We start from the raw sequence: 26,701 nt of genomic DNA, 5'->3' as shown, positions 1-26,701 counted from the left end.
CCCCATTTTTTACTACCCTTAAATTCGATTGGTTATTACGCGTTAAAATTTTTCCAGCCTTGTGCTTTAATAGGAATTCGCGTATCTGCTCTAGTCACTAAATGCATTCCTTCACTGGCTTGCTTCATATGACCAATAACCGTTAAATTTGGATTAGCCTTAATCTTAACGTAATCATCTTGAGAAATAGTGAATAGCAATTCATAATCTTCTCCACCATTTAATGCTACGGTTGTACTATCAATATCAAATTCTTCGCAAGTAGAAATCACTTGAGGATCCAAAGGAATTTTTTCTTCGTACAAATCACAGCCCACTTCACTTTGCTTACAAATGTGAATAATTTCAGAAGACAAACCATCACTCACGTCTATCATAGCCGTAGGTTTCACACCAAGCTCTGCCAATAAAACTGGAATATCCTTTCTTGCTTCTGGCTTTAATTGTCTTTCAATAATATAAGTATAAGGCTCCAAATCTGGTTGATTATTAGGGTTTACCTTATAAACTTCTTTCTCACGCTCTAGAACCTGTAAGCCCATATACGCAGCACCTAAATCTCCAGAAACCACTAATAAATCGTTAGATTTAGCACCGTTTCTATACACTTCTTCGTTAGCTTCAACTTCCCCAAGTGCGGTTACAGAAATAAGTAAACCAGTAGTCGAGGATGTCGTATCACCACCAATAACATCAATACCGTAAACATTAGCGGCCGTTTCAATACCTGCATACAATTCCTCCAAGGCTTCCAAAGGAAAACGATTAGAAACCGCAATAGAAACCGTTACTTGAGTGGCTTTTGCATTCATGGCAAAAACATCAGATAAATTGACAACAATAGATTTATAACCGAGATGCTTCAATGGCACATAACTTAAATCGAAATGCACGCCTTCAACTAATAAATCGGTAGTTACCACAACACGCTTATTCTCAAAATTTAAAACTGCAGCATCATCACCAATACCTTTAACTGTAGATGATTGCGTTATTTTAAAATTCTGAGTCAGGTGATCTATCAATCCAAATTCACCTAAATCACTCAATTGTGTTCTTTGCTGGTTTTTATCTTCTATCATGCTGCAAAAATAAGAAGCAATTTTCGTTTTTACTACCTTTATTAAGAAACATCATATTTAAATTAAACATCCTTAATATCTAACAAACACAACATAGGCTGCCCTAAACTTATTTCAAGCCCCCATAAAGATGCTAATTTCTACTATTATAGCTTCTTTTTTCGCTTCCGCGGAAGCATAAACCCAACATCACATGCTTTACAAACAAATACTAGGATTTAAAAAATTTTACACTTCGGTAATCTGATTATGAAATCTTTAAAATTTCCGTAATTCACAAACAATAATAAAAATCTATAAAACTATCTACTAATATAATGTTAGGTTACATGGTAATGCATGACTTATATTGTATATTTGCACTCTGTTTTTGGAATCTTTCTAAATAAAAAGAAAAACCACTTTTTAATAGATTGATTTTAAGAATTTTAAGATGGCATGTATGAAAGAAAATATTACATGATAAAATCTAATAAAAACTATGATAAAAGTTTCTGAAACTGCTAAAAAGAAAGTGATTGAACTTATGACCGATGATGGTTATGATGCTTCAACCGATTATGTACGTGTTGGCGTAAAAAGCGGTGGTTGTTCTGGTTTGTCTTACGATTTAAATTTTGACAAAGCACAACAGGATGACGATAAGGTTTTTGAAGACAATGGTGTGAAAATTATTGTAGACAAAAAAAGCTTTTTATACCTAATAGGCACCACCTTAGAATATTCAGGTGGTTTGAATGGAACTGGGTTTGTTTTTAACAACCCAAACGCCAACCGAACTTGTGGTTGTGGCGAATCATTTTCGCTATAATTTACAACCGAAGATTAAACTAGAATTTGAAAAATTAAAGTTAGAAGTAAACAAAGTTTCAACATAATTAAGTCTCTTAAACACGATTTAAGTTCAACTTACAACTATTAAAACTTTATACTTTAAAACATAAAACAGCATATGAGCAAGTATACCGAGGATGATTTACGCGAAGAGCTAAAAACCAAAGAATACGAATACGGGTTTTATACCGATATAGAATCTGACACATTCCCTAATGGTTTAAATGAAGATATTGTGCGTGCCATTTCTAAAAAGAAAGAAGAACCACAATGGATGACCGATTGGAGACTTGAAGCTTTTAGAGTTTGGCAAGAAATGACCGAGCCAGAATGGGCAAACGTGCATTATACCAAACCAGATTTTCAAGGTATTTCATACTATTCTGCACCAAATAGTAAACCTAAATACGATAGTATTGATGAGGTGGATCCAGAATTACTGGAAACATTCGCTAAGTTAGGTATCTCACTAGATGAGCAAAAGAAATTAGCTGGTGTCGCTATGGATGTGGTTGTCGATTCCGTTTCGGTAGCAACGACCTTCAAAAAAACACTAGGTGAAAAGGGTATTATTTTCATGAGTATTTCTGAAGCCATCAAAGAGCATCCAGAATTAGTTAGAAAACATTTAGGAACTGTTGTACCTACTAAAGATAATTTTTATGCGGCGTTAAATTCTGCTGTATTTAGTGATGGTTCTTTTTGTTACATTCCTAAAGGCGTAAAATGCCCAATGGAATTATCTACTTATTTCAGAATTAACCAAGCAGGTACCGGTCAATTTGAAAGAACGTTAGTGATTGCTGATGAGGGTAGTTATGTAAGTTACCTTGAAGGTTGTACGGCTCCAAGTCGCGATGAAAATCAATTACACGCAGCCGTTGTAGAGCTTATTGCTTTAGACGATGCTGAAATAAAATATTCAACAGTACAAAACTGGTTCCCAGGAAATGCTGAAGGAAAAGGAGGCGTTTACAACTTTGTAACCAAACGTGGTTTATGCGAGAAAAACGCTAAAATCTCTTGGACGCAAGTTGAAACCGGTTCTGCTGTAACATGGAAATACCCGTCTTGTATCTTAAAAGGTGATAATTCGGTTGGTGAGTTTTACTCAATCGCCGTGACAAACAATTACCAACAAGCCGATACTGGAACTAAAATGATTCATTTGGGAAAAAACACCAAATCGACCATTATTTCAAAAGGTATTTCAGCAGGGAAATCACAAAACAGTTACCGTGGTTTAGTACAAATAGGCTCACGTGCCGAAAACGCTCGTAACTTTTCACAATGCGATAGTTTACTAATGGGTAACGAATGTGGCGCACATACCTTCCCGTACATTGAAGCCAAAAATAAATCGGCCAAAATCGAACACGAAGCCACAACTAGTAAAATTGGTGAAGACCAAATTTTTTATTGTAACCAACGTGGTATCGATACCGAAAAAGCCATTGCCTTAATTGTAAATGGATTTAGTAAAGAGGTTTTAAACAAACTCCCAATGGAATTTGCTGTTGAAGCTCAAAAATTATTAGAAATTAGTTTAGAAGGAAGTGTAGGATAAAATTTTTAGCAAAAACACACTTAGTTAGCTAAAGTGTCGTTTTAAGTTAAAACCCATTCAAAATGAAAAAAATATTTTTTATCACATTAATTCTAACAGCATTTATAAGTTGTAAAAGCGAATCGAAAACGGAAGAAACAACTTATAACGAAGACGAACTAACTACCATAAAAGGTGAATTTGTGTATTTCGATGGTGCTGGTGTCTTGCAATCTCACGACAAAATCTATGGCGTGTTAAATTCAGGAAAACTTAAAGCGCTTGTAGAGCAAGCAGATGAAATCAAAGAAGAACCAACAGACATGGTTCAAGTAGAGATAAAAGGAAAAGTTACAGATCAAAAAGATGATGTTATCCTTTGGGAGCAAAAGGTTGAAATTGTAGAAATACTTAAAGTTAAACCTGCTTCTAAAGCCGCTAACAACATTGTAAAAATAGGAAACGAATAGTATGTTAAAAATTGAGAATTTACACGCAAGTGTTGAGGATAAGAACATTTTAAAAGGTATTAACCTTGAAGTGAAACCAGGAGAAGTGCATGCGATCATGGGACCAAATGGTTCTGGAAAAAGTACATTATCTTCAGTTGTCGCTGGAAAAGAAGAATATGAAGTTACCGATGGTAAAATATTTTTTAACGGTGAAGATATTGAAGAATTAGCTGCTGAAGAACGTGCCCATAAAGGCATCTTCTTATCGTTCCAATACCCAGTTGAAATCCCTGGTGTGTCTGTGACTAACTTTATTAAAACAGCCATTAACGAATCTAGAAAAGCAAAAGGATTAGAAGACATGCCTGCTAAAGACATGCTTAAACTTATTCGTGAGAAATCTGAATTGCTAGAAATTGATCGTAAATTTTTATCACGTTCTTTAAACGAAGGTTTTTCTGGTGGTGAGAAAAAACGTAACGAGATTTTCCAAATGGCGATGCTAGAACCAAAATTGGCCATTCTTGATGAAACCGATTCTGGATTAGATATTGATGCCCTTCGTATCGTTGCTAATGGTGTTAATAAATTAAAAAGCAAAGACAACGCTGTAGTCGTGATTACACACTACCAACGTTTATTAGACTATATCGTACCTGATTTTGTTCACGTTTTACACAACGGACGTATTGTAAAATCTGGCGGAAAAGAATTAGCGCACGAGCTTGAAGAAAGAGGTTACGACTGGATTAAGGAAGAAGCAGCGAACGCGTAGTTAGTTAATGGTTAATGGTTATTAGTTTTTGGTTATTGGTTTGCCGAACGCATACCAACAACTATTAACAAACACAAGTGTTTCAAGTTCATGGCGACTATCAAACGGTTTGAAGATTTAGAGACTTGGCAAGAAGCCAGAAGACTATTTAATCAAATAAAAGATATTGCTAATGAAACAGCTTTAAAAACTGATTATAGACTAAAAGACCAAATAAAAGCTTCGTCTGGTTCTGTAATGGACAATTATAGCTGAAGGTTTTGAAAGGGATGGGAATTTAGAATTTCGTCAATTTCTTTCAATAACAAAAGGCTCGGCAGGAGAAACGAGATCACAATTATATAGAATTTTTGATTCAGAATATATTTCAGAAGAAAAATTCAAAACATTAGTTTCTGAATATGAACAATTAAGCAAGCGGTTATCTGCTTTCATTTCATATTTAAACAAAAAAGATTTTAAAGGAAGCAAGTTTAAATAAAAGGGATTGAGTGAGCAACTTTAAACTTTTTAAACCTTAAACTTGAAACGATTTATAAAAATGGATTTAAAAGACAAATTAGTATCATCATTTTTAGCATTTGAAAACAAGGTCGATATAGACACCCACGTTCATAATGTGAGATCTGAGGCTATAAAAGTATTTGAAGAAAAAGGCTTTCCTACCAAAAAGGAAGAAGCCTGGAAATACACCTCTTTAAATAAAATATTAAAAGAAGATTACAGCGTTTTCCCTAAACAGGAAAATGCCTTAGATTATAAAGACATAAAAAAATATTTTATTCATGAAATAGACTCCTATAACGTGGTTTTTATTGATGGGAAATATTCTTCACATTTATCACAAACCACACACGATGGTATTGATGTATGTTTAATGTCTTCTGCGCTTACGAGTCCGAAATACCGTTTAATTATTGAAAACCATTTCAATAAAGCAGCGACAGCAGACAGTCTTTCTTCTTTGAATACCGCCTTTTCGCAAGAAGGTGTTTACATTCATATTCCTAAAAACAAAATTGCCGATAAACCAATTCAGTTTATCAATTTTTCAACAGGAACGGAAGCTTCTACACTACTTCAGCCACGTAATTTAGTGGTTGCCGAAGAAAATAGCCATGTGCAAATTATCGAGCGTCACCAAAGTTTAACGGCTAATCCTGTTTTAACTAATAGTGTGACCGAAATTTTCACAAAAAAACGTGCTATTGTAGATTATTACAAGATTCAAAACGATAGTAAAAACGCTTCATTAATAGATAATACCTTTATTAAGCAACAGCGTGAAAGTATTGCTTCGGTACATACTTTTTCTTTCGGTGGAAAATTAATTAGAAACAACCTCAACTACTTTCAAGAAGGCGAGCGTATCGATTCTATTTTAAAAGGGGTAACCATTCTTGGCGATAAACAACATGTAGATCACAATACTTTGGTACACCATATCGAACCAAACTGTGAAAGTCACCAAGATTATAAAGGTATCTATGGCGATAAATCTACTGGCGTTTTTAACGGAAAAATTATCGTTGAAAAAGAAGCTCAAAAAACGAACGCTTTCCAATCTAACAACAATATTTTGGTAAGTGATAAAGCATCGATAAACACCAAGCCACAACTTGAAATTTTTGCAGACGATGTAAAATGTTCTCACGGTTGTACGATTGGTCAATTAGACGAAAGCGCTATGTTTTACATGCAATCTCGTGGTATTCCTAAAAAAGAAGCCAAAGCCCTTTTGATGTACGCCTTTAGTAATAATGTTTTAAGTTCGGTTAAAATTCCAGAATTAAAACAACGTATTAACAAGATTATCGCTAACAAATTAGGTGTAAATATCGGGTTCGATTTATAATAAATTCCCTCGAAAGAGGGAATCTCTTTACCATACTGAAATTTTTATTTGAAGCTATCTCCCGCTTACGGGTAAGTTTATCCTGAGTTGGGTCGAAGGACGCTCTGCGAGGAGCTTCAACAAATGCCTCAATCGGGGCTAAGCCAAACAGCCATGTTCAAAGTAGAAGACATCAGAAAAGATTTCCCAATTCTTTCACGTAAAGTAAATGGCAAACCTTTAGTGTATTTTGATAATGCCGCCACATCACAAACCCCAAAACAGGTTATTGATACTATGGTGGATTATTATTCAAATTTCAACGCCAACATTCACCGTGGCGTACACACCTTAAGTCAAGAAGCTACCGATTTATACGAACAAGCCCGTTATAAAATACAAGCACATTTTAATGCGAAGTTTTCACATGAAATTATTTTTACATCGGGAACAACCCACGGCATTAACCTCGTAGCTAACGGATTTTCATCACTGCTTAAAAAAGGTGACGAAATTATTGTATCAGCCTTAGAACACCATTCTAATATCGTGCCTTGGCAAATGCTTTGCGAACGCACAGGGGCGCTGTTAAAAGTGATTCCAATGAACCAAGAAGGGGAATTGGTTATGGATGCATTTGATAAATTACTTTCAGAAAACACCAAACTTGTTTTTGTAAATCACGTTTCAAACGCTTTAGGAACGGTTAATCCTATAGAATATATTATTGAAAAAGCACACCAGGTTGGTGCTGCCGTTTTAATTGATGGCGCACAATCTAGTCCGCACATCAAACCAGACGTTCAAAAATTAGATGTTGATTTTTATGTGGTTTCTGCACATAAAATGTGTGGACCAACAGGCGTTGGGATGCTTTATGGAAAAGAAGAATGGTTAAAAAAACTACCACCATATCAGGGTGGTGGTGAAATGATCGCCGAAGTGACATTTGAAAAAACGACCTACGCCGATTTGCCACATAAATTTGAAGCAGGAACACCAAATATTGCTGGAGGTATTGTTTTTGGCGCAGCTTTGGATTACATGAATGGCATTGGTTTCGATACCATTGCAGCTTATGAACATGAACTTCTAGAATATGCTACCGAAAAACTTTTACAGATTGACGGACTTAAAATTTACGGAACTTCAGAACATAAAACCTCTGTGATTTCTTTTAATTTAGAAGGCATTCATCCGTATGATGTGGGTACCATTTTAGACAAACTTGGTATTGCGGTAAGAACGGGGCACCATTGTGCACAACCTATCATGGATTATTACAAAATACCTGGTACTGTACGCGCTTCATTGGCCTTTTACAACACTAAAGCGGAAATTGACACTTTATTTGAAGGTGTTAAAAAAGCAAAGATGATGTTGTCTTAAACTGCTTTTCATTTTCATTTCGTAATTTTATTACAAAATAAATTTATGAAATTACTCAGCCTTCTTTTATGTTGCTTTATAGCCATGAAATCTTGTGGAACAGTAGATGGTTCTAAACAAAACCATACTTCAGTAGATTCTGAAACTTCACAAATTCCAACAGAAAACATGATTACTTTTGAGTATACGGCTACAACACGTGGCTCCTATCATAAAATAAGAGTCATAAAAAATATGATTGTTGTTTCCAAAAAAAGAGGAAAACCGGGCGCTCCCGTTATTTTGGAAGCTTCAGAATGGGAAAAATTAAAAAACCTATTAGAGTCGGTTCCTTTAGATGACATCAAAACCCTAAAAGCCCCTAGTAAACATTTTGCGTTTGATGGTGCCGCAAAAGCGAGTCTAAAAATGACTTCCAATGAAAAAACCTATGTCACACCACCTTTCGATCATGGGAATCCGCCCCAAACAATCGCCCCTTTAGTTAAAGAACTGCTATCAATCTCCGAAAACATTGAATAGCAACATTTCTTATTGTATTTTTGCATAAAATTTGAGATTAATGAGTATAAAAGATATCCAAAATGAAATAATTGACGAATTTTCAATGTTTGAAGATTGGGAGGAACGTTACCAATATATGATCGATTTAGGGAAAGATTTACCGCTTATTGACGACCAATACAAAACGGATAGCAACATTATAAAAGGTTGCCAAAGTAAAGTATGGGTTCATGCTGAAATGGAGGATGGTAAATTAATATTTACCGCCGATAGCGACGCCATTATAACAAAAGGTATTATTGCTATTTTAGTGCGTTCATTTTCAAACCAACCCCCAAAGGATATCATCCACGCCGAAACTGATTTTATTGATCAAATTGGACTTAAAGAGCACTTGTCGCCAACCCGTGCCAATGGTTTAGTAAGCATGGTTAAGCAATTAAAAATGTATGCCATTGCCTACCAAACACAAATGAAATAACGTGTAACTTCCTTTGAAAACAGGGGTTTAATGCCATTTCCGCCTTTGCGGAAATTAAAAAACAAATTGAAATATTATGAGTGAAACTATAGATACTGCCGAATTAGGAGAAAAGATTGTAAACGTTTTAAAATCCATTTATGATCCAGAAATCCCTGTAGATATTTACGAATTAGGTTTAATATACGACGTTTTTGTAAACGAAGATAATGATGTTAAAATCTTAATGACTTTAACAACGCCTAACTGCCCTGTAGCAGAAACCTTACCATTAGAGGTTGAAGAAAAAGTAAAATCACTTGACGAAGTAAAAGGTGCCGAAGTTGAAATCACTTTCGATCCACCATGGACGCAAGAATTAATGAGTGAAGAAGCAAAGCTAGAATTAGGCATGCTTTAATATAAGTCCCATATTCAAAATAATAGTTTACACAAACCAAACATTCTAAAACCACTACTTTTTTGAAAGACGAAATTATAAATCGCGTAGCAAATAGTAAATTAGTAACCCTCGACCTTGAAGACTATTACCCAAAAGGAAATCGTGTGTTATTTGATATTAAAGATTGGCTATATGAAGGTTTTGTACTTCGCGAAAAAGACTTTAGAAATCAAGTTTCTGAATTTGATTGGAGCCAGTTTCAAGATCAGTTCGTGGCATTAACATGTAGTAGCGATGCTATTATTCCGGGCTGGGCTTACATGTTATTAAGTATTCACCTAGAACCTTATGCTACAAAAACATTAGTTGGAACACTGGACAACCTTGAAACCGCCATCTACCAAGATATTATTAATGATTTAGATGTTAGCGCGTTTTCAGACAAGCCTATTATAATAAAAGGCTGTTCGAATAAGCCCGTGCCTCAAAACGCTTACATCATGCTTGCTAATAAATTAAAGCCGTTAGCAAAATCAATTATGTACGGTGAAGCGTGTTCGTCTGTGCCCTTATACAAAAAGAAATAATTCATCCCTATCTTATAAATTAAAGAAAACTGAAAAATTAATCCATTTATTAAAACTGAAAACTATGAAAAAAACGCTACTAATCGGTGCTTTATTTATCGGTGTTATTTCTGTTAACGCTCAAACCAAAGACGAATTAAAAGCTTTAAAATCAGCTAAGGAAGATTCTATTAGCGCGCTTCAATCGGAAGTTGACGATCTAAAAAAACAAATTGAAGAATTCCCTGGTTGGCACTATGGTGCATTTGGTACTATAGGCGCTAATCTATCTGAATTCAGTAATTGGTACGCACAAGGTACACCTAACAATTCTGCTGGAAACATTACAATAACAGCAAACCCTTTTGCTAAATTAAACAGAGAAAAGTTTTTCTGGTACAACACTGCTAACATCAACTTAAGTTGGGTGAAATTTGATGATAAAGACGACCCTAATGACGATGATAGTTTTCGCCAAGCTACAGATGTTTTTACTGTTACATCACTTTATGGTTATAAGTTCACCAAAACTTTAGCCGCTTCAACATTAGGAGAATATAGAACAACACTTTTAAATAATTTTAACGATCCTGGATATCTTGATTTAGGTATTGGTATTACATGGACACCAATAAGTGAATTGGTGGTTGTGGTTCACCCCTTAAACTACAATATTGTATTTAGTAATGAAACTACTATTTTCGATTCTTCTTTAGGTGCTAAAATTGTAGCAAACTATGCCAAAGAATTCGGAAAATTAAAACTAAAATCTAATCTATCGATGTTTCAATCGTATAAAAGTTCTAATTTATCCAACTGGACATGGACAAACGGTTTAGCATATGACCTTTGGAAAGGTATTGGACTTGGTTTCGAGTTTGGTTTAAGAGATAACAAACAAGAAGCTTTAAACTTTGCAATCAACGAGCTTGGAGATCCTAACGCTACGTTTGATAATGTTGACAATGATTTACAAACTTATTGGACTTTTGGTTTAAGCTATGCTTTCTAACTAAAACTTCTTATTCTAAAATATTTAAAGCGCCCTTGTGGCGCTTTTTTATTGGCATATGATTTGTTCAAGTCACAGTTCGTAAAGGTTTTAGACACCTATAAACGAAGCATATTATCTTGCGATAACACAGAGGAGCACAGCGTATTTCACAGAGAGCCACTAAGTATTTTTAGACACAGATTTCACAGATTTTCACAGATTATTGCGTGCTACGGCTTTGCGTCTTATCGAGAGATATTTTGTTAGTAAAAAGGTTCTTAACTGCGCCGATCTGCCGATATACTGGCTCGAACAACGTCGCTAGAGTTGACTATTTCCGGGCTTCGATTTATAGCTATATAACTTTGCTATTACACAGAGGTGCACAGAGCGTTTCGCAGAGATACACGGAGTTTTGACAGAACCTCTAATAAACAGATTTCAGACACAGGCTTCACTGATTTTCACAGATTCTTGCGTGCTACTGCTTTGCGACTTGGCACCTTTTCGAGAGATATTTTTTCTGAACAAAACTAAATCCTAACCCCATAAAAACAATATCAATCCCCCCTAAATTTCTTCTTTTTATGCTTTCGTGTAAACAAACGCTTCAGGAAGGAATCACGCTTTTCGGCTTCACAGTTTAAATCAGACTCCACCTGTTGTGATGGCCTTTCGAATTTAGCCTTTGTAATGGCGTTAAAAGTTGTATCGGCATTCATTTTTTGGTAAAACTCCGCAAAAATAGGTAAAGCCGAATTAGCCCCCTGCCCCATGCCTGTAGATTTAAAACCAATACCGTAATTATCATTTCCTACCCAAGTTACGGTAACGAGATTTGGAGTAATACCTACAAACCAACCGTCTTTATTATCTTGCGTGGTACCTGTTTTTCCAGCGATAGCATTTTTTAAACCGTAACGACTTCTTATGCGTTTAGCTGTTCCCTCGTCTACCGTGGCCTTCATATACTCTAACATCACTTGACGTGTGTAATCACTGAAAGCTTCGTCTTCTGAAACTTCTGGCTTAAAAGAGGCAATAATATTGCCATTTCGGTCTTCTATTTTAGTGATATAATAAGGTTTTACGGGACGACTACAATTTACAAAACTGGTATAAGCTGCTGTCAATTCCTTTAAATTTACTTGAGCAACACCCAAGGCTATCGATGGTTCAGCAGGCAATTTTTTAGAAATCCCCATTTTCTTAGCTTGCTCTAAAACCTTTGGAATACCAACCTTGTTAAGCACCTTTACCGCAATGGTATTCACCGAATGGCTCAAGGCTTTTTCTAAGGAATAATTTTCATAGGTATCATTTTCAGAACTTCCAGAATTACTTGGGGTCCAGCTATCATAGTTGGTATAAGTTACCTTGGCTAACGAAAAGTATTCACAGGGCTTCATACCGTTTTGTATCGCGGCGGTATAAACTATAGGTTTAAATGTAGACCCTACTTGGCGTTCACTTTGTGTGACATGATCAAACTTAAATACGCGGTAATCAATGCCTCCAATATAAGCTCTAACAGCTCCAGTACTTGGGTCTACCGATAACATACCTGTATTTAATAATTTCAAATACTGGCTTATACTGTCTCTTACATTAATGTTTCTAACAGTATCACCTTCCCATGAAAACAACTCAACATCACGTTTTATAGCTAAAGAATCATGTATTTGAGCATCACTCAACCCTTGATCTTTATACTGTTTGTACTTTGTTAGTTTTTTTATTTCAGCATCAATAAGTTTATCATTAGTCCATGGTCCCGAATCTCCATAAGAATTTTCAAAAGCCTTCTGTAATTTCGTCATGTGTGCTTTCATGGCCTCTTCAGCCAATTGTTGCATTTTAAAATCTAATGTTGTATGCACAATTAACCCGTCTTTATAAAGGTCATACGGCTCTCCCTCTGGGGATGTAATCGTATCTAGAATAGCGGTCAATTCCTTTTTAACCTGTTCTCTAAAATAAGGGGCAACCCCCATATCATGATTAAATGAACGGTAATGAAGAACCACATCTTCCTGTTTAATGACTTCTAAAGAATCGGTCGGTAAATAGCCATATTTCTCCATTTGATATAATACAACATCACGCCGTTTTTGACTGCGTTCTAAGTTTAATCTCGGATTGTAATACGTGTTTGCCTTTAAAGAGCCCACTAAAATAGCAGATTCTGAAATCGTTAAATCTTTAGTGGTTTTATTGAAAAATTTCTGAGAAGCACTTTCAATTCCATAGGTGTTGTCGGAAAAAGGAACCGTATTAAAATAGAGCGTTAAAATCTCTTCTTTTGTATAAATTTCCTCCAGACGCTTGGCAATAATGCTTTCTTTAAACTTATTTACCACAATGCCAACAAACTTATAATGCTTTCTGCCAAACAAGTTTTTTGCCAATTGTAAGGTAACTGTACTTCCTCCTCCAGATGATTTATCTTGAAGCAAGATACTTTTTACAAAAACACGTAATAAACTTACATTATCAATACCATCATGCTGAAAAAAACGTACATCTTCGGTAGCTACAAGAGCGTCAATTAAATGCTTAGGAAAGTCTTCAAATTCCAATGGCTGTCTATCATAAATATAATATTTACCTATCAAGACCCCGTCCTTATCTAGAACTTCAGTAGATTCTTCTTGAATGATAGTACTTAAATCTTGGGTGGTAGGCACTTTTCCGAAGGCACCTAAATAAATACTAAAATATAAGCCAATAAAAAAAAGCAAAACAAATGCGCCTAAAATAAATAAGCCCTTGATCCATTTGTTTTGCCATAATTTTTTTATCAGATTCATGTTCTTATTTACAAGCTATTCTTCAGCATCGTAATCTGGATATAAAAACGCGTTATAAGGAAAACGTGTTACGTGAATTTTACGAACTTCATCGTAAACACGCTTTTTAAAGTCTTCTAAATTTTGCTTATTTAATGCTGAAATAAACAAAGCATTATCTCCAACCTTACTCATCCAGGTGCTTTTCCATTCATCAAGCGAGTAATGTCTTTCGGTACGTTCGGTTTCTAAATCGTCATCGTCAACATGTTCTTGGTGGTAAGCATCAATTTTATTAAAAACCATGATGGTTGGTTTATCTCCACTTTTTATTTCACCTAAAACTTTCTCTACAGAGGCAATATGCTCTTCAAAATTAGGGTGTGAAATATCGACCACATGAAGCAATAAATCGGCTTCTCTAACCTCATCTAAGGTACTTTTAAAACTATCAACCAGTTGGGTGGGTAATTTTCGAATAAAACCTACCGTATCACTTAATAAAAATGGCAAATTTTGAATAACCACCTTTCTAACCGTGGTATCTAGGGTGGCAAACAGCTTGTTTTCAGCAAAAACTTCACTTTTACTAATCACGTTCATTAACGTAGATTTCCCAACGTTTGTATACCCTACTAAAGCCACACGCACCATTTTACCACGGTTCCCACGCTGGATAGCCATTTGTTTATCAATGGTTTTTATTCTCGATTTTAGCAAAGCAATTTTATCACGAACAATACGTCTATCGGTCTCAATTTCTGTTTCCCCTGGTCCGCGCATTCCAATACCACCTTTTTGACGCTCAAGGTGCGTCCACATACCACGTAAACGCGGTAGTAAATATTCGCATTGCGCTAACTCTACTTGCGTTCTAGCGTAGCTTGTTTGCGCGCGTTGAGCAAAAATATCTAGAATTAAATTGGTTCTATCTAAAACTTTAACTTCAAGAATTTTACTAATATTACGTTCTTGAGCTGCCGATAATTCATCATCAAAAATAGCTGTACTGATATTATGTTCTTGAATGTACTGACGAACATCTTCCATTTTCCCTGTACCAATAAAGGTTTTCGGGTTTGGCATATCCATTTTTTGAGTAAAGCGTTTTACCGCATACCCACCAGCTGTAAAGGTTAGAAACTCCAATTCATCTAAATATTCTTTAGATTTTTCTTCATTCTGTTCCTTGGTAACAACTCCTATTAAAACTGCTTTTTCTAAAGCGACATCTTTCTTTTCAATCATGTATATAATATATACTACAAAGTTACATAAATGCAAGCATTATAATTAAAAAAGTATTTTACTAACTTTTATGAGTCCGATACGAAAGTCGATTTAGATTTAAGAAACACCTTATTTTAAAATTTAACCCTTATTTTTGATGTTATGACAGACCTTTTTGAAGACATTCCAGTACGCCTCGATATGCAAACCGTTGGGTTTTACAATCTTGAAAACTTATTTGATTTAGTAAAAGACACCCATATAAATGATGATGATTTTTTACCCAACGCTCCGAAACGATGGACAGCAAAACGTTATGAGAATAAACTTCGAAAATTAGGTTATGCCATTTCGAACATTGGTCGTAGAGAAACAGGTAAACACCCTGCTATTATTGGTGTTGCAGAAATTGAAAACAAAAAAGTGCTTAACGATTTAATACAATCGAAACACCTAGAGGATCACAACTACGGCTATGTGCACTACAACTCGCCAGACGAGCGAGGTATTGACGTGGCTTTATTGTACGACCAAGATATGTTTACGGTTACACATTCTGAACCGTTTAGTATTAAACTCCAGCATGATGATGGCTCACCAGATTACACGCGAGATATCCTGCTTGTTACCGGGCTTTTAGATGGTGAAGAAATTCATGTTATTGTAAACCATTGGCCATCTAGACGTGAAGGCGAAAAGGAATCGGAACCCAAACGTTTGGTAACTGCTTCGAAAGTAAGTGAAATAATTAGCTCATTAAAAGAAACCAATGAGGACGCTAAGGTTATAGTCATGGGTGATTTTAATGAGGATTCTAACAACCCAGGCATACGTGAATTGGTAAAAACGTCGAGTTTGTTCAATCTCATGGAGACGCTGCGTTCCTACAATAGAGGTTCGACGTATTACAAACGCAAATGGGATTTATTTGATCAAATTTTAATCTCGACAAATTTCTTTAAAGCTTCCGACACCCGTTTTGAATTTAGTACCGCTAATATTTTTGATGAAGATTTCTTAAAAACCTTTAGCGGCCCATACAAAGGTACACCTTATAGAACTTACGTTGGAAGAAAATACAATGGAGGTTATAGTGATCATTTTCCCGTTTATGCAATTTTTAAGAAGTGATGATTGCACTTGTGGTTTATCTAAACGCAAACCAAATTGTGATGGTTCGCATAAGCAATTGGCGGGCTAGTTGATAAACACTTTCAATCGTATTAGTGCATAAATAATTATTTGGGACGTGATATCACCCAACTTTTATTTTTAGCCTAAACGAACACCAGCTTTCTCAAAAATAGCCTGCAACTCTTTTTCAATCGGAAATGATTTTAAAGGTGGCACATTGGCTCCACCTGGGTTTCCTACTGGAATTTTTCCAACAAAGGATTTCACGCCGCCAAAAATAAGCCGAGGTATTTGCCCTATGATTTCCTTACGACTTTTAATTTTAATTCCGAATTGTAACATTTTAAAATGTACTAAAGTATGCGAGAAAGGATATTGTTGTCCGATGATATGAGCCCTTTCTAAATTATTCCAAGCACTTTCTAAATTTCCGATTGAAAGCTCATCTTGGTATTTATTCAATTCTTCCAGATAATATGGTTTAATACTTTGGGGTATCGTCGTGTAAAATTTCATAAGTGATTAATAAGTTTTCTACTCCGTTGTAATTCTTAAGTTCTGTTTTCTAAAGCGATATCAAAAGATTTGACCGAAATGGCTTAAAAGTATGTAACGAGCGTCTAACCTCTATTATATTATTCTACCAATATGGTATAAACGCCTGATTGTGGTTTTGATACAAAATCGGATCCTGTTATTTTTATTTCATTGTATACTGTGAAACTACAACAATTTTCAGATGTTCTTTCGGCATCAACATAAAAGTCAAACAGGTATTGGTTAGAAACATAAAATTTTAAATTAACAATTTCAGTTGAATATCCAATGGAATATATTTCAATTTGATTGATATTGTCATGAGTAATAAATTCAAAATCAACCGATTCATTACCATCTAAAGTGTTAATAATTTCAATATCTTGATAATCATAAGTTCCATTTGTAAATAGATTTTCTCCACTTACTTTATCTACAATGTCAAAATAAAAATTATTAGGCGGCGTAAAACAATCTTCGCAATCTTTAATAGCATCACAGCTTAACAAAAAAAATGTAATGATAATGAATATATTTTTTTTCATAAATACTTTTACTTTTATAGCTAATTATTCTAACAAGGCCGATTCAAACCACGATCAACGTGTTTTAGGCAAATAAAAACTCAATTCAAAAAAATTTACAAACCATTTTATGATTTTAGTGGGCAAAACCTAACGATTTGTTGTTTTTTATATTCTATATTTTTGAATCTTCCTTTTTTGTACCTTTCGATCCATTTTAACCAGCTCTTAAACCTCAAATTTAATTAATGCCAAATTCTTTAGAAAGTAAAAAATGGAAAAAAATCGCTAAGATTTTCATTGGTGCTCTAACCTCGTTTATTTTAGTGCTTCTTTTTTTTCCTTTGTTATTCCATGGTTGGATCTCAGAAAAAGTATCTTACTACGCTTCCGAATACCTGACCAGCGAACTTCAATTTGAGGATTCACGATTAACATTTTTCCGTCATTTTCCATCAGCTACACTTAGTATGGAAGACGTGACAATTTATGGATCAGGACCGTATTCTAAAGCCCCTTTTATTTCAGCTAAGACCTTAGACTTCACCATAAGTATTTGGAGAATTTTACTCACCGATGAGGTCGCTTTAGAAAAATTTGATCTTGATAAAGCGCAGGTTTCAATGAAAGTAGACCGCTTCGGTCGCCCAAATTATGGCATTTTCAAATCATCAAAAACACCCACAGATACAACAGAAACTACATCACCTTTTGTAACCCTTAAAGGGATTAAAATACAGGATGTCAATATTAGCTATATCGATGACTTAAGAAACCTGGATATTCAAGCAAAGGGGTTTAGTTACGACGGGGCTGGAAACTTTAAGCAGGGACAACTTTCTCTGGGTTCTGAATTTGAAATAGCTAAATTGGATGTTATTTTTGAAGATGTGGCCTATCTTAAAGATAAGCACTTAAAAGCGTCAATTTCTTCTGTATACAACGATAATACAGCTTCTGTATCGCTAGATAAAAATGATTTACAAATCAATAGTCTTCTGTTTTCGTTAACAGGGAAAATTGATTTTGATCCAAAGGGCTTCCATTACGAAGCAGAAGTAAGCACTACAAAAAGTCATTTAAGTGAACTACTTTCCTTATTACCTCCTAATTATCAGGAGTGGCGAAAAAAGACAAATGTGGATGGCCTTTTGGACGCAAAGCTCCATATGAGCGGGTTTCAAAATGGTGTTAGCGACTCCCTTGAGCATTCTAAAATCGACCTACGCGTTCAGTTTAAAGATGGTACACTTCAATACAAAGAAACGCCAGAACCGATTGAAAATATTTTAGTAGACGCAGACCTTAAACTTGAAAATGATCAATTTGAAATTCAGGTCGACACCTTATCTTTTACCTTAGAAGATGATTTTTCCCGTGGTCATTTCTATGCCAAGGGGACCCAAAATTCCTTCAATCTAAAAACAAGGTTGCATACGCAACTGAACTTACATTTGTTACAGGAAAGCCTACAATTGCCAGATCTACATTTTGGTGGTCACCTGGTGGGAGATATTAATGCATCAGGTGTCTATGACATAAGTAAAAAGCTTTTCCCGATTACCGATGCCGAAATACAGGTTACCGATGGGTACTTAAAAACATCTTTTCCAGATCCTATTGAAAAAATTTTCATAGATTTTAAATTCCGTAATAAAGGGGGCAGACTTGAGGATTCTGCAATTTTACTCGAAGACCTTTCTTTTATGTTTGAAGATAATCCTTTTGATCTGAAATTCATGATAAGCAATCTCGAACAACCTGACTATACCATTCAGGCAAAAGGTTCATTAGACTTGAAGAATTTTACACAAGTGACACCTCTACCTTATATTTCAGGAGCCAATGGTTTTATACGTCTCGACGCGCTCTTTAAAGGACGTGCCAAACGAGGAAAGGCCGGTGGTAAAACAGAGTTTGATGTAGAATCGAATTCTGGCACGCTCTTTCTCGAAAATGTAGTCCTGGAATCAAAAGTACTTTTAGAACCTTTTGAAATAATTCATGGCGACTTTACCTTTAAATTAGACCGACTAGAATTCTCTGATTTTGAGTTAAAATATGCAAATAACTACGCGATTCTCAACGGATACTTCACCAACTACATACCTTACTTTATTGTGCCAAACGCTGTATTAGAAGGAGATTTTGACGTTCAATCGGATCGTATTAATCTTAATGATTTAATCCCGAGTGAGCCATTACACAAAGTAGCGCAAACCGATAGCCTAGCTCATATTCCTGCAGACTCCTTGCTCATTCCTGATGAAATTACAGGTGTCCTTCAAGTGTCCAAGAATATTAGTTTTAAGCTCAATGTTGACATTGACACTCTAGCCTACATGACGTTAAAGGCAAGTAATTTTAAAGGACAAGTTACCCTTACTAAAGGGGGGCTACTTTTTAACGATACAAGAATGGACTTGGTAGGCGGTACAGCATCCATGCAAGGTTATTACCGCCCTAACGGTAATAACGAAGCTTTTTTCGACTTTAAATTACTAGGAAAGAATCTGGACATAAAACGAGCCTATAATGAGATCGATCTTTTTAGAGATCTCGTTCCTGCAGCTGAAAAGGCGAACGGTATAGTTTCTCTCGATTATGAAGTAAAAGGGAGTATGGATAAAACCATGCAACCCATTCTTCCTTCACTGGAAGGCAGTGGGGTTTTAAATGCGAAGCATATACAATTTGAAAATTATAAGCTCTTTGGAACTGTATCTAAACAAACTCGAATCGGGGCGCTTAACAATCCAAAAATGGAGCAGATAACCATCGTATCTAAGATTGATAATAATTTATTGGAAATGGAACGATTTAAGTTTAAAGTACATCCTTTTCTATTGAGAATGGAGGGGCAAACTACTTTAGATGGCGATCTAGACTTACAGATGCGTTTGGGCTTACCACCATTTGGTTTGGTAGGCATTCCTATAAAGATTACAGGCGTCTCAGACAGTTTAAAAATTAAAGTTGGATTACGAGAAAAGGATTTAAGAGCATTAGACTACGACGATGACAGCTTAAGCAAAGAAGAGCGATTACGCTTCCTAATGCTTAGGGATTCCATTACCGAGCAAATGAACATAGAAGAGATTAAGGCTTTTGAAACACGAATGGACTCCATTTATTTTAGAAACCCTAACCTTCCAAAAACAACGGATTCAATTGCCACAGGAATATCAAAAGTTGAGTGAAATGGGTTCTATAAAGAAGTTATTTAGGACAGAAAGGCACTGAAGTCTATTGCAAACAGACCTAAATAGCATCAATTTATAAAAGTGTTCAAGTTAGTCTATTCCTAGAATACACTAAATCGCCTTAGACAACACAAAAGCTAAACCTAAAACCACAACTGGCACAAACCAAAGCACCCAGATATTATATTCGAGTTTTTTATTTTTAAGCATTTTAACGTTGAGCACTTTACGTTTTCTGCCGCCGTAATACATCCAGTTTTTAAAATACAAGAAAATTACAACCAAAGCGAAAAGCACCCATGCTTTAGTAGCAGACATGGTTTGTACATGCATTTGTCTAAAAAACCCGGCAAAAAAAACGCCTAAAAGCAGTAGTAAACTACTTTGTAAAAAGGAAACATAAAAGGTAGCAATCTCATTGGCCTTCTTGCTTTTTTTAGATTTATAGTATTGAAAAAAGTGAAAGAATAAATTATCGAATGTGGTCATGGTTATGTCTAAAAGTTTTCAAAGGTAAAAACTATTCCACATAATCAATACGAATATCATCCAATTCGTAAACCCCATCGAAAGATTCTTGTCCGCCACCCGTATATTTAAAGGCAATATGCATGGTGCCCGTTTCACAGGATAAATCGACTACACCAGAATTAAACCAAGGCACAAACGAATCGGAATCCTTCACCACATATGCAGCCGATAGCACACCCCAAGTCGCTTGGGTAACACCAGCTTCCGTGCCGTCCCAATTTTGACTATAAAGAACCTCCATAAAACTACTATCTGCCAAACTATTTGATGTTTTAAACCGAAGTGTTTCCCCTTCATGTTCATCTAAATTAATCGATGGTGTTATAAGCCACCCAATATTACTAACATCTCCAGAACTGGCGCTTTGAAAACGTGCAGAACGTCCCAAGGAAGCATTAGAAGATGTCGATGAATAGCCTTCCCAAGCCTGTGTACCGGCTTCTATGTGGTTGGTCCACCCATGAATTTCAACAGGTTTATTATTTTTTTGCGATTCGAATTCTTCTAAAAGTACATTCCCAGTACCATAGGTTTCTGAGAGTCCGCAATCCAGTTCTAAAGGATCGCAACGATTCGGATTATCAAAAGCCACATCGGTAGAACTATTAACGATTAAAACATTAAAATCATCACCATAATCACGACTATAAACCCCTGTAACAGAACCATTTTCTTGAGGAACGATTAAAGATTTAAAATCGGAGTAGGTGCTGGTTTGCATCATCATACTAATACCAGAATCACAACTTTCTAAAACTCTAAAACCATCAAATTCATCGAAAGATTCGCTGGCAAAAGTGGCACCCAATTCAAAACGATTGAGTTGCATGTTTTCCAATCGAATTAAGGTGTTTTGGTCATTTTTGGTTAAGTTTTCTAAGCTTACCAATTTAGGCGTTATAGCAGAGACTTCGTGACTTCGTAGAATAATAGCTTTAAATTCTGACGCTTGAATTTGTTCCAATTTTGCGGCATCTCCTTTTCCTATACATATGGTACCACTAGTTTCTCCAATAGTTAAACCATTCATTTTCACGTAAACTTTTTGCCCGAATTGAAAAGTATCAGACAGACTACTCACGTTAACCAACACACAAAATCCCAACCTAGGATCGTTATCTGGGTCGCTCCCGTCTGTTTTATTCTGAATGATAAGTTCCTCAAAAAAGTTACCCGATTTATCTGAAGACACCACAAAACCTTCAATATACAAATCGTTTTCAGATTGAATAACAACTGTTGAATTTCCGCCATTCACAGCTTGCTCATATAGCGATTTTATGGTTTTAAACGTCGTTATGTTTTCCAAAGGAATTTCGGGTTCACTCAGTAAAACATCAGGCAGGTCATAATCGTCTGTTTTTATACAGGACGCGATTATAACGACACACAGCAAAAGCACCAACAGATGAATTATTATGTTCAATTTTCTCATATCTTATCTAATTTCAAAAGCTAACATTCAAGTTTAAAAAATAAGTTGCCCCACGGCCGTACCAATATTTAGCACCAAAAACTGGCGTTTCCAAGGCTTTATCATCTCTTAATTCTCTATAATTTGCGTTTCTTCCTTGTTCGAAACCACCAGTCTTATAAATAATATCTAGCACATTATTTATGCTCGCAAAAAAACCGATGTAATATTTGCCGAGTTTCCAAGATTTACCCCCAACCAGATTCACGACCATGTAATCATCAAAACGCTCTTGTTCTAACAGCGTTTTCGCTACGTCTTCATCATAATCATTAAAAACATTCCCATCATAATCGGTACTAAAATTTGACGACCGCGTTAACGGATTCACATCTAAAAAGATGTTTGAGAAGAAGTTTGCAGTGGCTCCAAACCACCAATAATTAGGATCGCGATATTCAAAACCTACCGAGTAGGCGCTTTGTGGCCCAGTAGCCAAACGGTAGTTTTTTAACTTAGTCTCACCAAAATCTTTGATACCATCTACAAAGCCTGCAGCAGTAGCTTCAGCATCTGGTTCTGTGGTGAGCAATAAATTCGGATTATTGGCGTAGGTAAACTGCCCAACAGCCACCACGCCTTTTAACTTTAATGTTGGAGTCACTTGAGCTTCAACCCCCAATTCTGTACCAAAATGGTTTTTATCCACACCCCGTAAAATCTCTTGTACAAAAACAGCATTATCACCACCAACACCATCGGCAAAATAAAAAGAGATTTCGTTCGCGTTGGTCATTTTAGTAACATAACCTGTTAATTTGGCTTTGACCCTAGAGGCACGAAAAATATAACTGGCATCGGCTGATAGGGTGTTTTCTTCGGCAATATCTGGAACCACATTATGGTTTTCTCTAGAATTTGAAAACGTATTTTGAATGGTTGGTGGGCGTTTTAGGAAACCAGCATTCAGATTAAAAACATGTTTACCAGAAAATTTGTAGGTTAATCCAGATTTGCTTCCGAAGCCTAAAAAGTTCAAAGCCTCGCCTTTTCCTAAAGAATTATCGGGAAAACCACCATTTTTATAAAATCCCTCACGCTGGTATTTGGTATGACTGAAACATCCAGAAATGTAAAAATCGAATCTACTATATGAAAATTGTGCCTGTGCAAAACCATTCCATTCATTTGCAAAAATATTATAGTGGTATTTAAAAATATCATTTTCACCAACAACTCTGTTTGGGTTCAATAAATCATTCTGCGCATCGCTTATATTAGAGGCAAAAGCATCAACATCTAAATAGCTTGAAGCGCCCAATAAGTCCAATACGCTTGCGTAATTTTCAGAATTTAATGATTTATAATTTACTGAAGCATTTATCAATACATGGTCATTTATTGCCGAATTTAAAATGGAATTAACTGTAAATTGTTTATCATCAACACGGTCTTCATATAATGCATAAATCGCATTACCGCCTTGTTCCCTATTACTAATATTTGCAGTATACATGGCTTGCCAATCTATTTGGCCGTTATTTTGAAATGCCTTTAAGGCTTGGTAAGCATATTCTAAATTATCGGGAAAATTTCTTTCAAAATAACTCGGTAGTTTTTGGTAATATGTCGGACTTGGGTTCGAACCACCGCCTTGAGGCATGCCATCAATTAAATCGGTACCATTATAATCCAAACGGCTATTCCCCATTTTCCCGAACTGATAGCCGATATTCGTATTTAGTAACGTTTTGGCATTCCATCTCCAATAATGATTTAACATCACTATAGGTTCATTCACTTCTTTAATTCTTGAATTGCGCTTTTCACCACCTTGCCACCCCCAATATGCGTTGTACTTAATATCTTTTAAATCGTAAATCTCTTGTGTGTTTGGTGATGATTTTCCGCGTTTATTAGGGGTGTAAATGGCCGTTAAGTTTAAACTCTGTTTCTTACCTATTTTCTTTTCTACGGAAGTAAAAAAAGAATTCGAACTATATAGCGTCCCATCTTGATAGCCTTCGTGCCCCCAACGCCTACCAAATGAAAACGTATAGGCCCAATTATGTTTTAACAGGCCTGAAGCATGTTTAATCATCAAGCGATTTGAATAACTTCTATTGGACGACGAATAGGTTAATCGAGTGCCTGATCTAGCTTCTGAAGCCCGTACATTAATATGGGTTGATCCCATAACACCACCAAAATTATAATTTGAAGGCGCTAAACCTAGAGCCAATTCTTGATTACGAAGTACATCATTAATACCACCCCAATTGCTCCACTGCGGTCTACCATTGTACATTTTATTCATTTCAATGCCATTGATGAGCACAGAGCCGTTGTTAGAATCAAGGCCCCGTAATCTAAAAAACGAAGAACTAAACTCAAAGGCTACAGTTCGCTGAAAAACATCTAAAGACGCCGCTAATAATCCAGATACATTATCGGAAGCACTCGTATCGTCATTAAGTTCATCATCGTTTAAGGTTATTGTGAACAAATCATTTGTTTGATCTAAATCACGAGTTAAAACCATGTCGGTTATGTTCATAGTTTTTCCTTCATTTACAATAATGGGATAATATTTTGTTTTGTAACCTGATTTAGAAATAACAAGCATGTGTTCACCAAGTGGGATATGCTTATCAAAAACAAATTCACCCAAATGATCTGTTTGTGTTTGAAGTGTCGTGTCTTTCAAAAGAATAGTGACTGCTACCAATGGCTGAAATGTTTGATCATCGTTAACGCTCCCGGATATAACAGTACTCTGGGAGTTAGCCACCATTGAAATGGCTATAAATAAGCAATAAAACAGAACTCTATTCACATAAAATATTTGAACCCAAAACTAGTACTTTTTATTAAATGAAAATAAAAACTTACAACATTTGTTGTAATATCTTATTTTTACAGTTTTAAATAAGTAATATGACCTTTTTGAAATTCATCCTTTTTATACTGTGCTTAAGTTTTGCTACACCCTCAAAAGCTCAAGACAAACTCTATAAAATTCACACGGTTGCTTTCTATAATTTGGAAAATTTATTCGATACCATTAACGACCCCAATAAGCTTGACGAGTATAGCCCGATGATGGAATTAAAAACACAACGTAAAACGGCTTACGAGCAAAAAGTACGTAACATGGCGCAGGTATTAGCAGATATTGGCAAAGACCTCACTAGTAAGCCCCCTGCCCTTATAGGCGTTTGTGAACTAGAAAACAAGGCCGTTTTAGAAGATCTCATTAATCATAAATCATTACGCGACTTCAACTACAAATTTATTCATTACGATTCGCCTGACATTCGTGGTATTGATGTGGCATTATTGTATCGGGAAGACTTGTTTATACCGATAAATTCTAGCTCGCATGAATTAAAAATTTACGGCAATGAAAAACGTGTTTTTACTAGGGATCAATTATTAGTACGTGGTAAACTAGACCATGAAATGTTTCATATAATTGTAAATCACTGGCCTTCCAGACGTGGTGGTGAGTCTAAGAGTAATTATAAACGCGTGGCTGCGGCCAAATTGAATAAGCACTTAATTGATTCTTTACAGGTTATCGATCCTTACTCGAAAATTTTAATTATGGGTGATTTAAACGATAACCCAAACAACTCGAGTGTAAAAAATGCATTAGGCGCGAAAAGCAATCTGAAAAAAGTGAATCTAAAAGGCATTTATAACCCTTTTTCCAATTTTTACAAAGATGGCTTAGGCACTACGGCTTATAGAGATGCTTGGAGCTTATTCGATCAAATCATGTTTACTAAACCGCTTCTTGACAAAGTTTACGATACATTTCAATTCTATAAAGCTGGTATTTACAACAAAAACTATTTAATTCAGCAAAGCGGAACTTATAAAGGTTATCCTTTTAGAAGTTGGAATTACGGCGGCTTTTCAAATGGTTTTAGCGACCATTTTCCAGTTTATATTTATTTAATTAAGGCTATTGAATGATCTTAGCTCATCCAAGTACTCCAAGGAATACGGGATAAAAACAATACTAAGGCTAATGTGTAAAATATAGCGATTGTTTTTAATTTCATTTTAGAAGTTAGCTTTCTTTTGTGCTTAGAATAGCCAATAGTAATTAATGCGATGGCAAGGATATTCACAAATGGATGTTCTACTAGGTAAAGTCGCGCTAAAGAATTACTCATAACTTTACCTCCTAATTCGCCCCACAACTCAAAGCGTGGTGAAACGAAATACAAAACTAAACCAATTAACAATTGAATATGAGATACGATTAAAGTGAATAAACCTCTTCTGAAATCATTGTTTTCATATTCCTTATCGCCTACTGTTTTTATAATTGCAGTAACAGCAGTAATGGTTAAAATGACTAATACCAAATAGGCCCAATAAGAGTGAAGAGATAATATAATGTCGTACATGGTTTTTTGTTAAGAATTGAATGGCAAATGTAGTAATTTTAAACATAAAAAAAACCATGTATTGCTACATGGTTTTTTA

The 26,701-nt window shown here is 35.5% G+C and carries 23 protein-coding genes and 1 pseudogene; 15 read left to right on the top strand and 9 right to left on the bottom strand.

Annotated elements, in window-relative coordinates:
* Window positions 1–35: 35 nt before the first annotated feature.
* On the bottom strand, window positions 36–1,082 hold the full coding sequence (thiL, locus tag KO493_RS08120) for a thiamine-phosphate kinase (protein ID WP_216067438.1): 1,047 nt from the start codon (window positions 1,080–1,082) through the stop codon (window positions 36–38).
* Window positions 1,083–1,563: 481 nt separating this feature from the next.
* Between thiL and KO493_RS08115 the strand changes: the two genes are divergently transcribed.
* The 12 genes and pseudogenes from KO493_RS08115 (at window position 1,564) to KO493_RS08060 (ending at window position 10,857) form a co-directional block, all read left to right on the top strand.
* Entirely contained in the window at window positions 1,564–1,893 is a 330-nt protein-coding gene (locus tag KO493_RS08115; protein ID WP_216067437.1) for a HesB/IscA family protein, read from the top strand.
* Window positions 1,894–2,034: 141 nt separating this feature from the next.
* On the top strand, window positions 2,035–3,483 hold the full coding sequence (gene sufB, locus KO493_RS08110; RefSeq protein WP_216067436.1) for a Fe-S cluster assembly protein SufB: 1,449 nt from the start codon (window positions 2,035–2,037) through the stop codon (window positions 3,481–3,483).
* A 62-nt stretch (window positions 3,484–3,545) separates the two neighbouring features.
* Window positions 3,546–3,932, top strand: coding sequence for a hypothetical protein (locus KO493_RS08105; RefSeq protein WP_216067435.1), 387 nt, complete (start codon window positions 3,546–3,548; stop codon window positions 3,930–3,932).
* Window position 3,933: 1 nt separating this feature from the next.
* On the top strand, window positions 3,934–4,689 hold the full coding sequence (sufC, locus tag KO493_RS08100; protein ID WP_216067434.1) for a Fe-S cluster assembly ATPase SufC: 756 nt from the start codon (window positions 3,934–3,936) through the stop codon (window positions 4,687–4,689).
* Between the two features lie 90 nt (window positions 4,690–4,779).
* Window positions 4,780–5,170 (top strand): annotated as a pseudogene (locus KO493_RS08095) (four helix bundle protein).
* A 60-nt stretch (window positions 5,171–5,230) separates the two neighbouring features.
* Window positions 5,231–6,544, top strand: coding sequence for a Fe-S cluster assembly protein SufD (gene sufD / locus KO493_RS08090; protein ID WP_216067602.1), 1,314 nt, complete (start codon window positions 5,231–5,233; stop codon window positions 6,542–6,544).
* Window positions 6,545–6,697: 153 nt separating this feature from the next.
* Window positions 6,698–7,912 carry an aminotransferase class V-fold PLP-dependent enzyme gene (locus KO493_RS08085; protein ID WP_216067433.1) on the top strand — a complete coding sequence of 405 codons (1,215 nt, stop codon included), beginning with the start codon at window positions 6,698–6,700 and terminating at the stop codon, window positions 7,910–7,912.
* A 45-nt stretch (window positions 7,913–7,957) separates the two neighbouring features.
* Window positions 7,958–8,434 (top strand): hypothetical protein, encoded by a 477-nt coding sequence (locus KO493_RS08080; RefSeq protein WP_216067432.1) that lies wholly within the window; start codon window positions 7,958–7,960, stop codon window positions 8,432–8,434.
* Window positions 8,435–8,474: 40 nt separating this feature from the next.
* Window positions 8,475–8,897 carry a SufE family protein gene (locus KO493_RS08075; RefSeq protein WP_216067431.1) on the top strand — a complete coding sequence of 141 codons (423 nt, stop codon included), beginning with the start codon at window positions 8,475–8,477 and terminating at the stop codon, window positions 8,895–8,897.
* Window positions 8,898–8,973: 76 nt separating this feature from the next.
* Window positions 8,974–9,297, top strand: a complete 324-nt coding sequence (locus tag KO493_RS08070; RefSeq protein ID WP_216067430.1) for an SUF system Fe-S cluster assembly protein — start codon at window positions 8,974–8,976, stop codon at window positions 9,295–9,297.
* Between the two features lie 62 nt (window positions 9,298–9,359).
* Window positions 9,360–9,866: a DUF2480 family protein gene (locus KO493_RS08065; RefSeq protein ID WP_216067429.1), complete on the top strand. Its 507-nt coding sequence runs from the start codon at window positions 9,360–9,362 to the stop codon at window positions 9,864–9,866.
* 64 nt (window positions 9,867–9,930) lie between these two features.
* Window positions 9,931–10,857, top strand: a complete 927-nt coding sequence (locus KO493_RS08060) for a DUF3078 domain-containing protein (RefSeq protein ID WP_216067428.1) — start codon at window positions 9,931–9,933, stop codon at window positions 10,855–10,857.
* Window positions 10,858–11,399: 542 nt separating this feature from the next.
* On the opposite strand, the gene KO493_RS08055 is transcribed toward KO493_RS08060, so the two are convergent.
* A complete protein-coding gene (locus KO493_RS08055; protein ID WP_216067427.1) occupies window positions 11,400–13,649 on the bottom strand; it encodes a transglycosylase domain-containing protein in 2,250 nt (749 codons plus the stop codon).
* Window positions 13,650–13,664: 15 nt separating this feature from the next.
* Window positions 13,665–14,876, bottom strand: a complete 1,212-nt coding sequence (gene hflX, locus KO493_RS08050) for a GTPase HflX (protein WP_216067426.1) — start codon at window positions 14,874–14,876, stop codon at window positions 13,665–13,667.
* 144 nt (window positions 14,877–15,020) lie between these two features.
* Between hflX and KO493_RS08045 the strand changes: the two genes are divergently transcribed.
* Window positions 15,021–15,989, top strand: a complete 969-nt coding sequence (locus KO493_RS08045; protein WP_216067425.1) for an endonuclease — start codon at window positions 15,021–15,023, stop codon at window positions 15,987–15,989.
* 141 nt (window positions 15,990–16,130) lie between these two features.
* Here the strand turns inward: KO493_RS08045 and KO493_RS08035 are convergent, their stop codons facing one another.
* Both KO493_RS08035 and KO493_RS08030 read right to left on the bottom strand, forming a co-directional pair.
* Complete coding sequence (locus tag KO493_RS08035) at window positions 16,131–16,508, bottom strand: DUF3703 domain-containing protein (protein ID WP_216067423.1); 378 nt, start codon at window positions 16,506–16,508, stop codon at window positions 16,131–16,133.
* A gap of 119 nt (window positions 16,509–16,627) precedes the next feature.
* Window positions 16,628–17,074 (bottom strand): hypothetical protein, encoded by a 447-nt coding sequence (locus KO493_RS08030; RefSeq protein ID WP_216067422.1) that lies wholly within the window; start codon window positions 17,072–17,074, stop codon window positions 16,628–16,630.
* 227 nt (window positions 17,075–17,301) lie between these two features.
* Here KO493_RS08030 and KO493_RS08025 point away from each other — a divergent pair, with 227 nt between their 5' ends.
* Window positions 17,302–20,253, top strand: coding sequence for an AsmA-like C-terminal region-containing protein (locus KO493_RS08025; RefSeq protein WP_216067421.1), 2,952 nt, complete (start codon window positions 17,302–17,304; stop codon window positions 20,251–20,253).
* A 114-nt stretch (window positions 20,254–20,367) separates the two neighbouring features.
* On the opposite strand, the gene KO493_RS08020 is transcribed toward KO493_RS08025, so the two are convergent.
* Genes KO493_RS08020 through KO493_RS08010 form a run of 3 tightly spaced genes read right to left on the bottom strand, consistent with a single transcriptional unit; the run spans window position 20,368 to window position 25,037 of the window.
* A complete protein-coding gene (locus KO493_RS08020) occupies window positions 20,368–20,745 on the bottom strand; it encodes a hypothetical protein (protein ID WP_216067420.1) in 378 nt (125 codons plus the stop codon).
* 31 nt (window positions 20,746–20,776) lie between these two features.
* On the bottom strand, window positions 20,777–22,222 hold the full coding sequence (locus KO493_RS08015; protein WP_216067419.1) for a DUF5689 domain-containing protein: 1,446 nt from the start codon (window positions 22,220–22,222) through the stop codon (window positions 20,777–20,779).
* 13 nt (window positions 22,223–22,235) lie between these two features.
* Window positions 22,236–25,037 carry a carboxypeptidase-like regulatory domain-containing protein gene (locus tag KO493_RS08010; protein ID WP_436839522.1) on the bottom strand — a complete coding sequence of 934 codons (2,802 nt, stop codon included), beginning with the start codon at window positions 25,035–25,037 and terminating at the stop codon, window positions 22,236–22,238.
* 101 nt (window positions 25,038–25,138) lie between these two features.
* Between KO493_RS08010 and KO493_RS08005 the strand changes: the two genes are divergently transcribed.
* Window positions 25,139–26,182, top strand: a complete 1,044-nt coding sequence (locus KO493_RS08005; RefSeq protein ID WP_216067418.1) for an endonuclease/exonuclease/phosphatase family protein — start codon at window positions 25,139–25,141, stop codon at window positions 26,180–26,182.
* Between the two features lie 2 nt (window positions 26,183–26,184).
* On the opposite strand, the gene KO493_RS08000 is transcribed toward KO493_RS08005, so the two are convergent.
* Window positions 26,185–26,622: a hypothetical protein gene (locus KO493_RS08000; RefSeq protein ID WP_216067417.1), complete on the bottom strand. Its 438-nt coding sequence runs from the start codon at window positions 26,620–26,622 to the stop codon at window positions 26,185–26,187.
* Window positions 26,623–26,701 lie beyond the last annotated feature (79 nt).

The sequence above is a fragment of the Pseudotamlana agarivorans genome, from assembly GCF_018860245.1.
Classification (GTDB): Bacteria; Bacteroidota; Bacteroidia; order Flavobacteriales; family Flavobacteriaceae; genus Pseudotamlana; species Pseudotamlana agarivorans_A.
This window is presented reverse-complemented; position numbering and strand designations above follow the sequence as displayed.

Bases quoted from the DNA above. Each gene is read 5' to 3' on its own strand.
- thiL (WP_216067438.1), bottom strand. From the start codon at position 1,082: ATGATAGAAGATAAAAACCAGCAAAGAACACAATTGAGTGATTTAGGT.
- KO493_RS08115 (WP_216067437.1), top strand. From the start codon at position 1,564: ATGATAAAAGTTTCTGAAACTGCTAAAAAGAAAGTGATTGAACTTATG.
- sufB (WP_216067436.1), top strand. From the start codon at position 2,035: ATGAGCAAGTATACCGAGGATGATTTACGCGAAGAGCTAAAAACCAAA.
- KO493_RS08105 (WP_216067435.1), top strand. From the start codon at position 3,546: ATGAAAAAAATATTTTTTATCACATTAATTCTAACAGCATTTATAAGT.
- sufC (WP_216067434.1), top strand. From the start codon at position 3,934: ATGTTAAAAATTGAGAATTTACACGCAAGTGTTGAGGATAAGAACATT.
- sufD (WP_216067602.1), top strand. From the start codon at position 5,231: ATGGATTTAAAAGACAAATTAGTATCATCATTTTTAGCATTTGAAAAC.
- KO493_RS08085 (WP_216067433.1), top strand. From the start codon at position 6,698: ATGTTCAAAGTAGAAGACATCAGAAAAGATTTCCCAATTCTTTCACGT.
- KO493_RS08080 (WP_216067432.1), top strand. From the start codon at position 7,958: ATGAAATTACTCAGCCTTCTTTTATGTTGCTTTATAGCCATGAAATCT.
- KO493_RS08075 (WP_216067431.1), top strand. From the start codon at position 8,475: ATGAGTATAAAAGATATCCAAAATGAAATAATTGACGAATTTTCAATG.
- KO493_RS08070 (WP_216067430.1), top strand. From the start codon at position 8,974: ATGAGTGAAACTATAGATACTGCCGAATTAGGAGAAAAGATTGTAAAC.
- KO493_RS08060 (WP_216067428.1), top strand. From the start codon at position 9,931: ATGAAAAAAACGCTACTAATCGGTGCTTTATTTATCGGTGTTATTTCT.
- KO493_RS08055 (WP_216067427.1), bottom strand. From the start codon at position 13,649: ATGAATCTGATAAAAAAATTATGGCAAAACAAATGGATCAAGGGCTTA.
- hflX (WP_216067426.1), bottom strand. From the start codon at position 14,876: ATGATTGAAAAGAAAGATGTCGCTTTAGAAAAAGCAGTTTTAATAGGA.
- KO493_RS08045 (WP_216067425.1), top strand. From the start codon at position 15,021: ATGACAGACCTTTTTGAAGACATTCCAGTACGCCTCGATATGCAAACC.
- KO493_RS08035 (WP_216067423.1), bottom strand. From the start codon at position 16,508: ATGAAATTTTACACGACGATACCCCAAAGTATTAAACCATATTATCTG.
- KO493_RS08030 (WP_216067422.1), bottom strand. From the start codon at position 17,074: ATGAAAAAAAATATATTCATTATCATTACATTTTTTTTGTTAAGCTGT.
- KO493_RS08025 (WP_216067421.1), top strand. From the start codon at position 17,302: ATGCCAAATTCTTTAGAAAGTAAAAAATGGAAAAAAATCGCTAAGATT.
- KO493_RS08020 (WP_216067420.1), bottom strand. From the start codon at position 20,745: ATGACCACATTCGATAATTTATTCTTTCACTTTTTTCAATACTATAAA.
- KO493_RS08015 (WP_216067419.1), bottom strand. From the start codon at position 22,222: ATGAGAAAATTGAACATAATAATTCATCTGTTGGTGCTTTTGCTGTGT.
- KO493_RS08005 (WP_216067418.1), top strand. From the start codon at position 25,139: ATGACCTTTTTGAAATTCATCCTTTTTATACTGTGCTTAAGTTTTGCT.
- KO493_RS08000 (WP_216067417.1), bottom strand. From the start codon at position 26,622: ATGTACGACATTATATTATCTCTTCACTCTTATTGGGCCTATTTGGTA.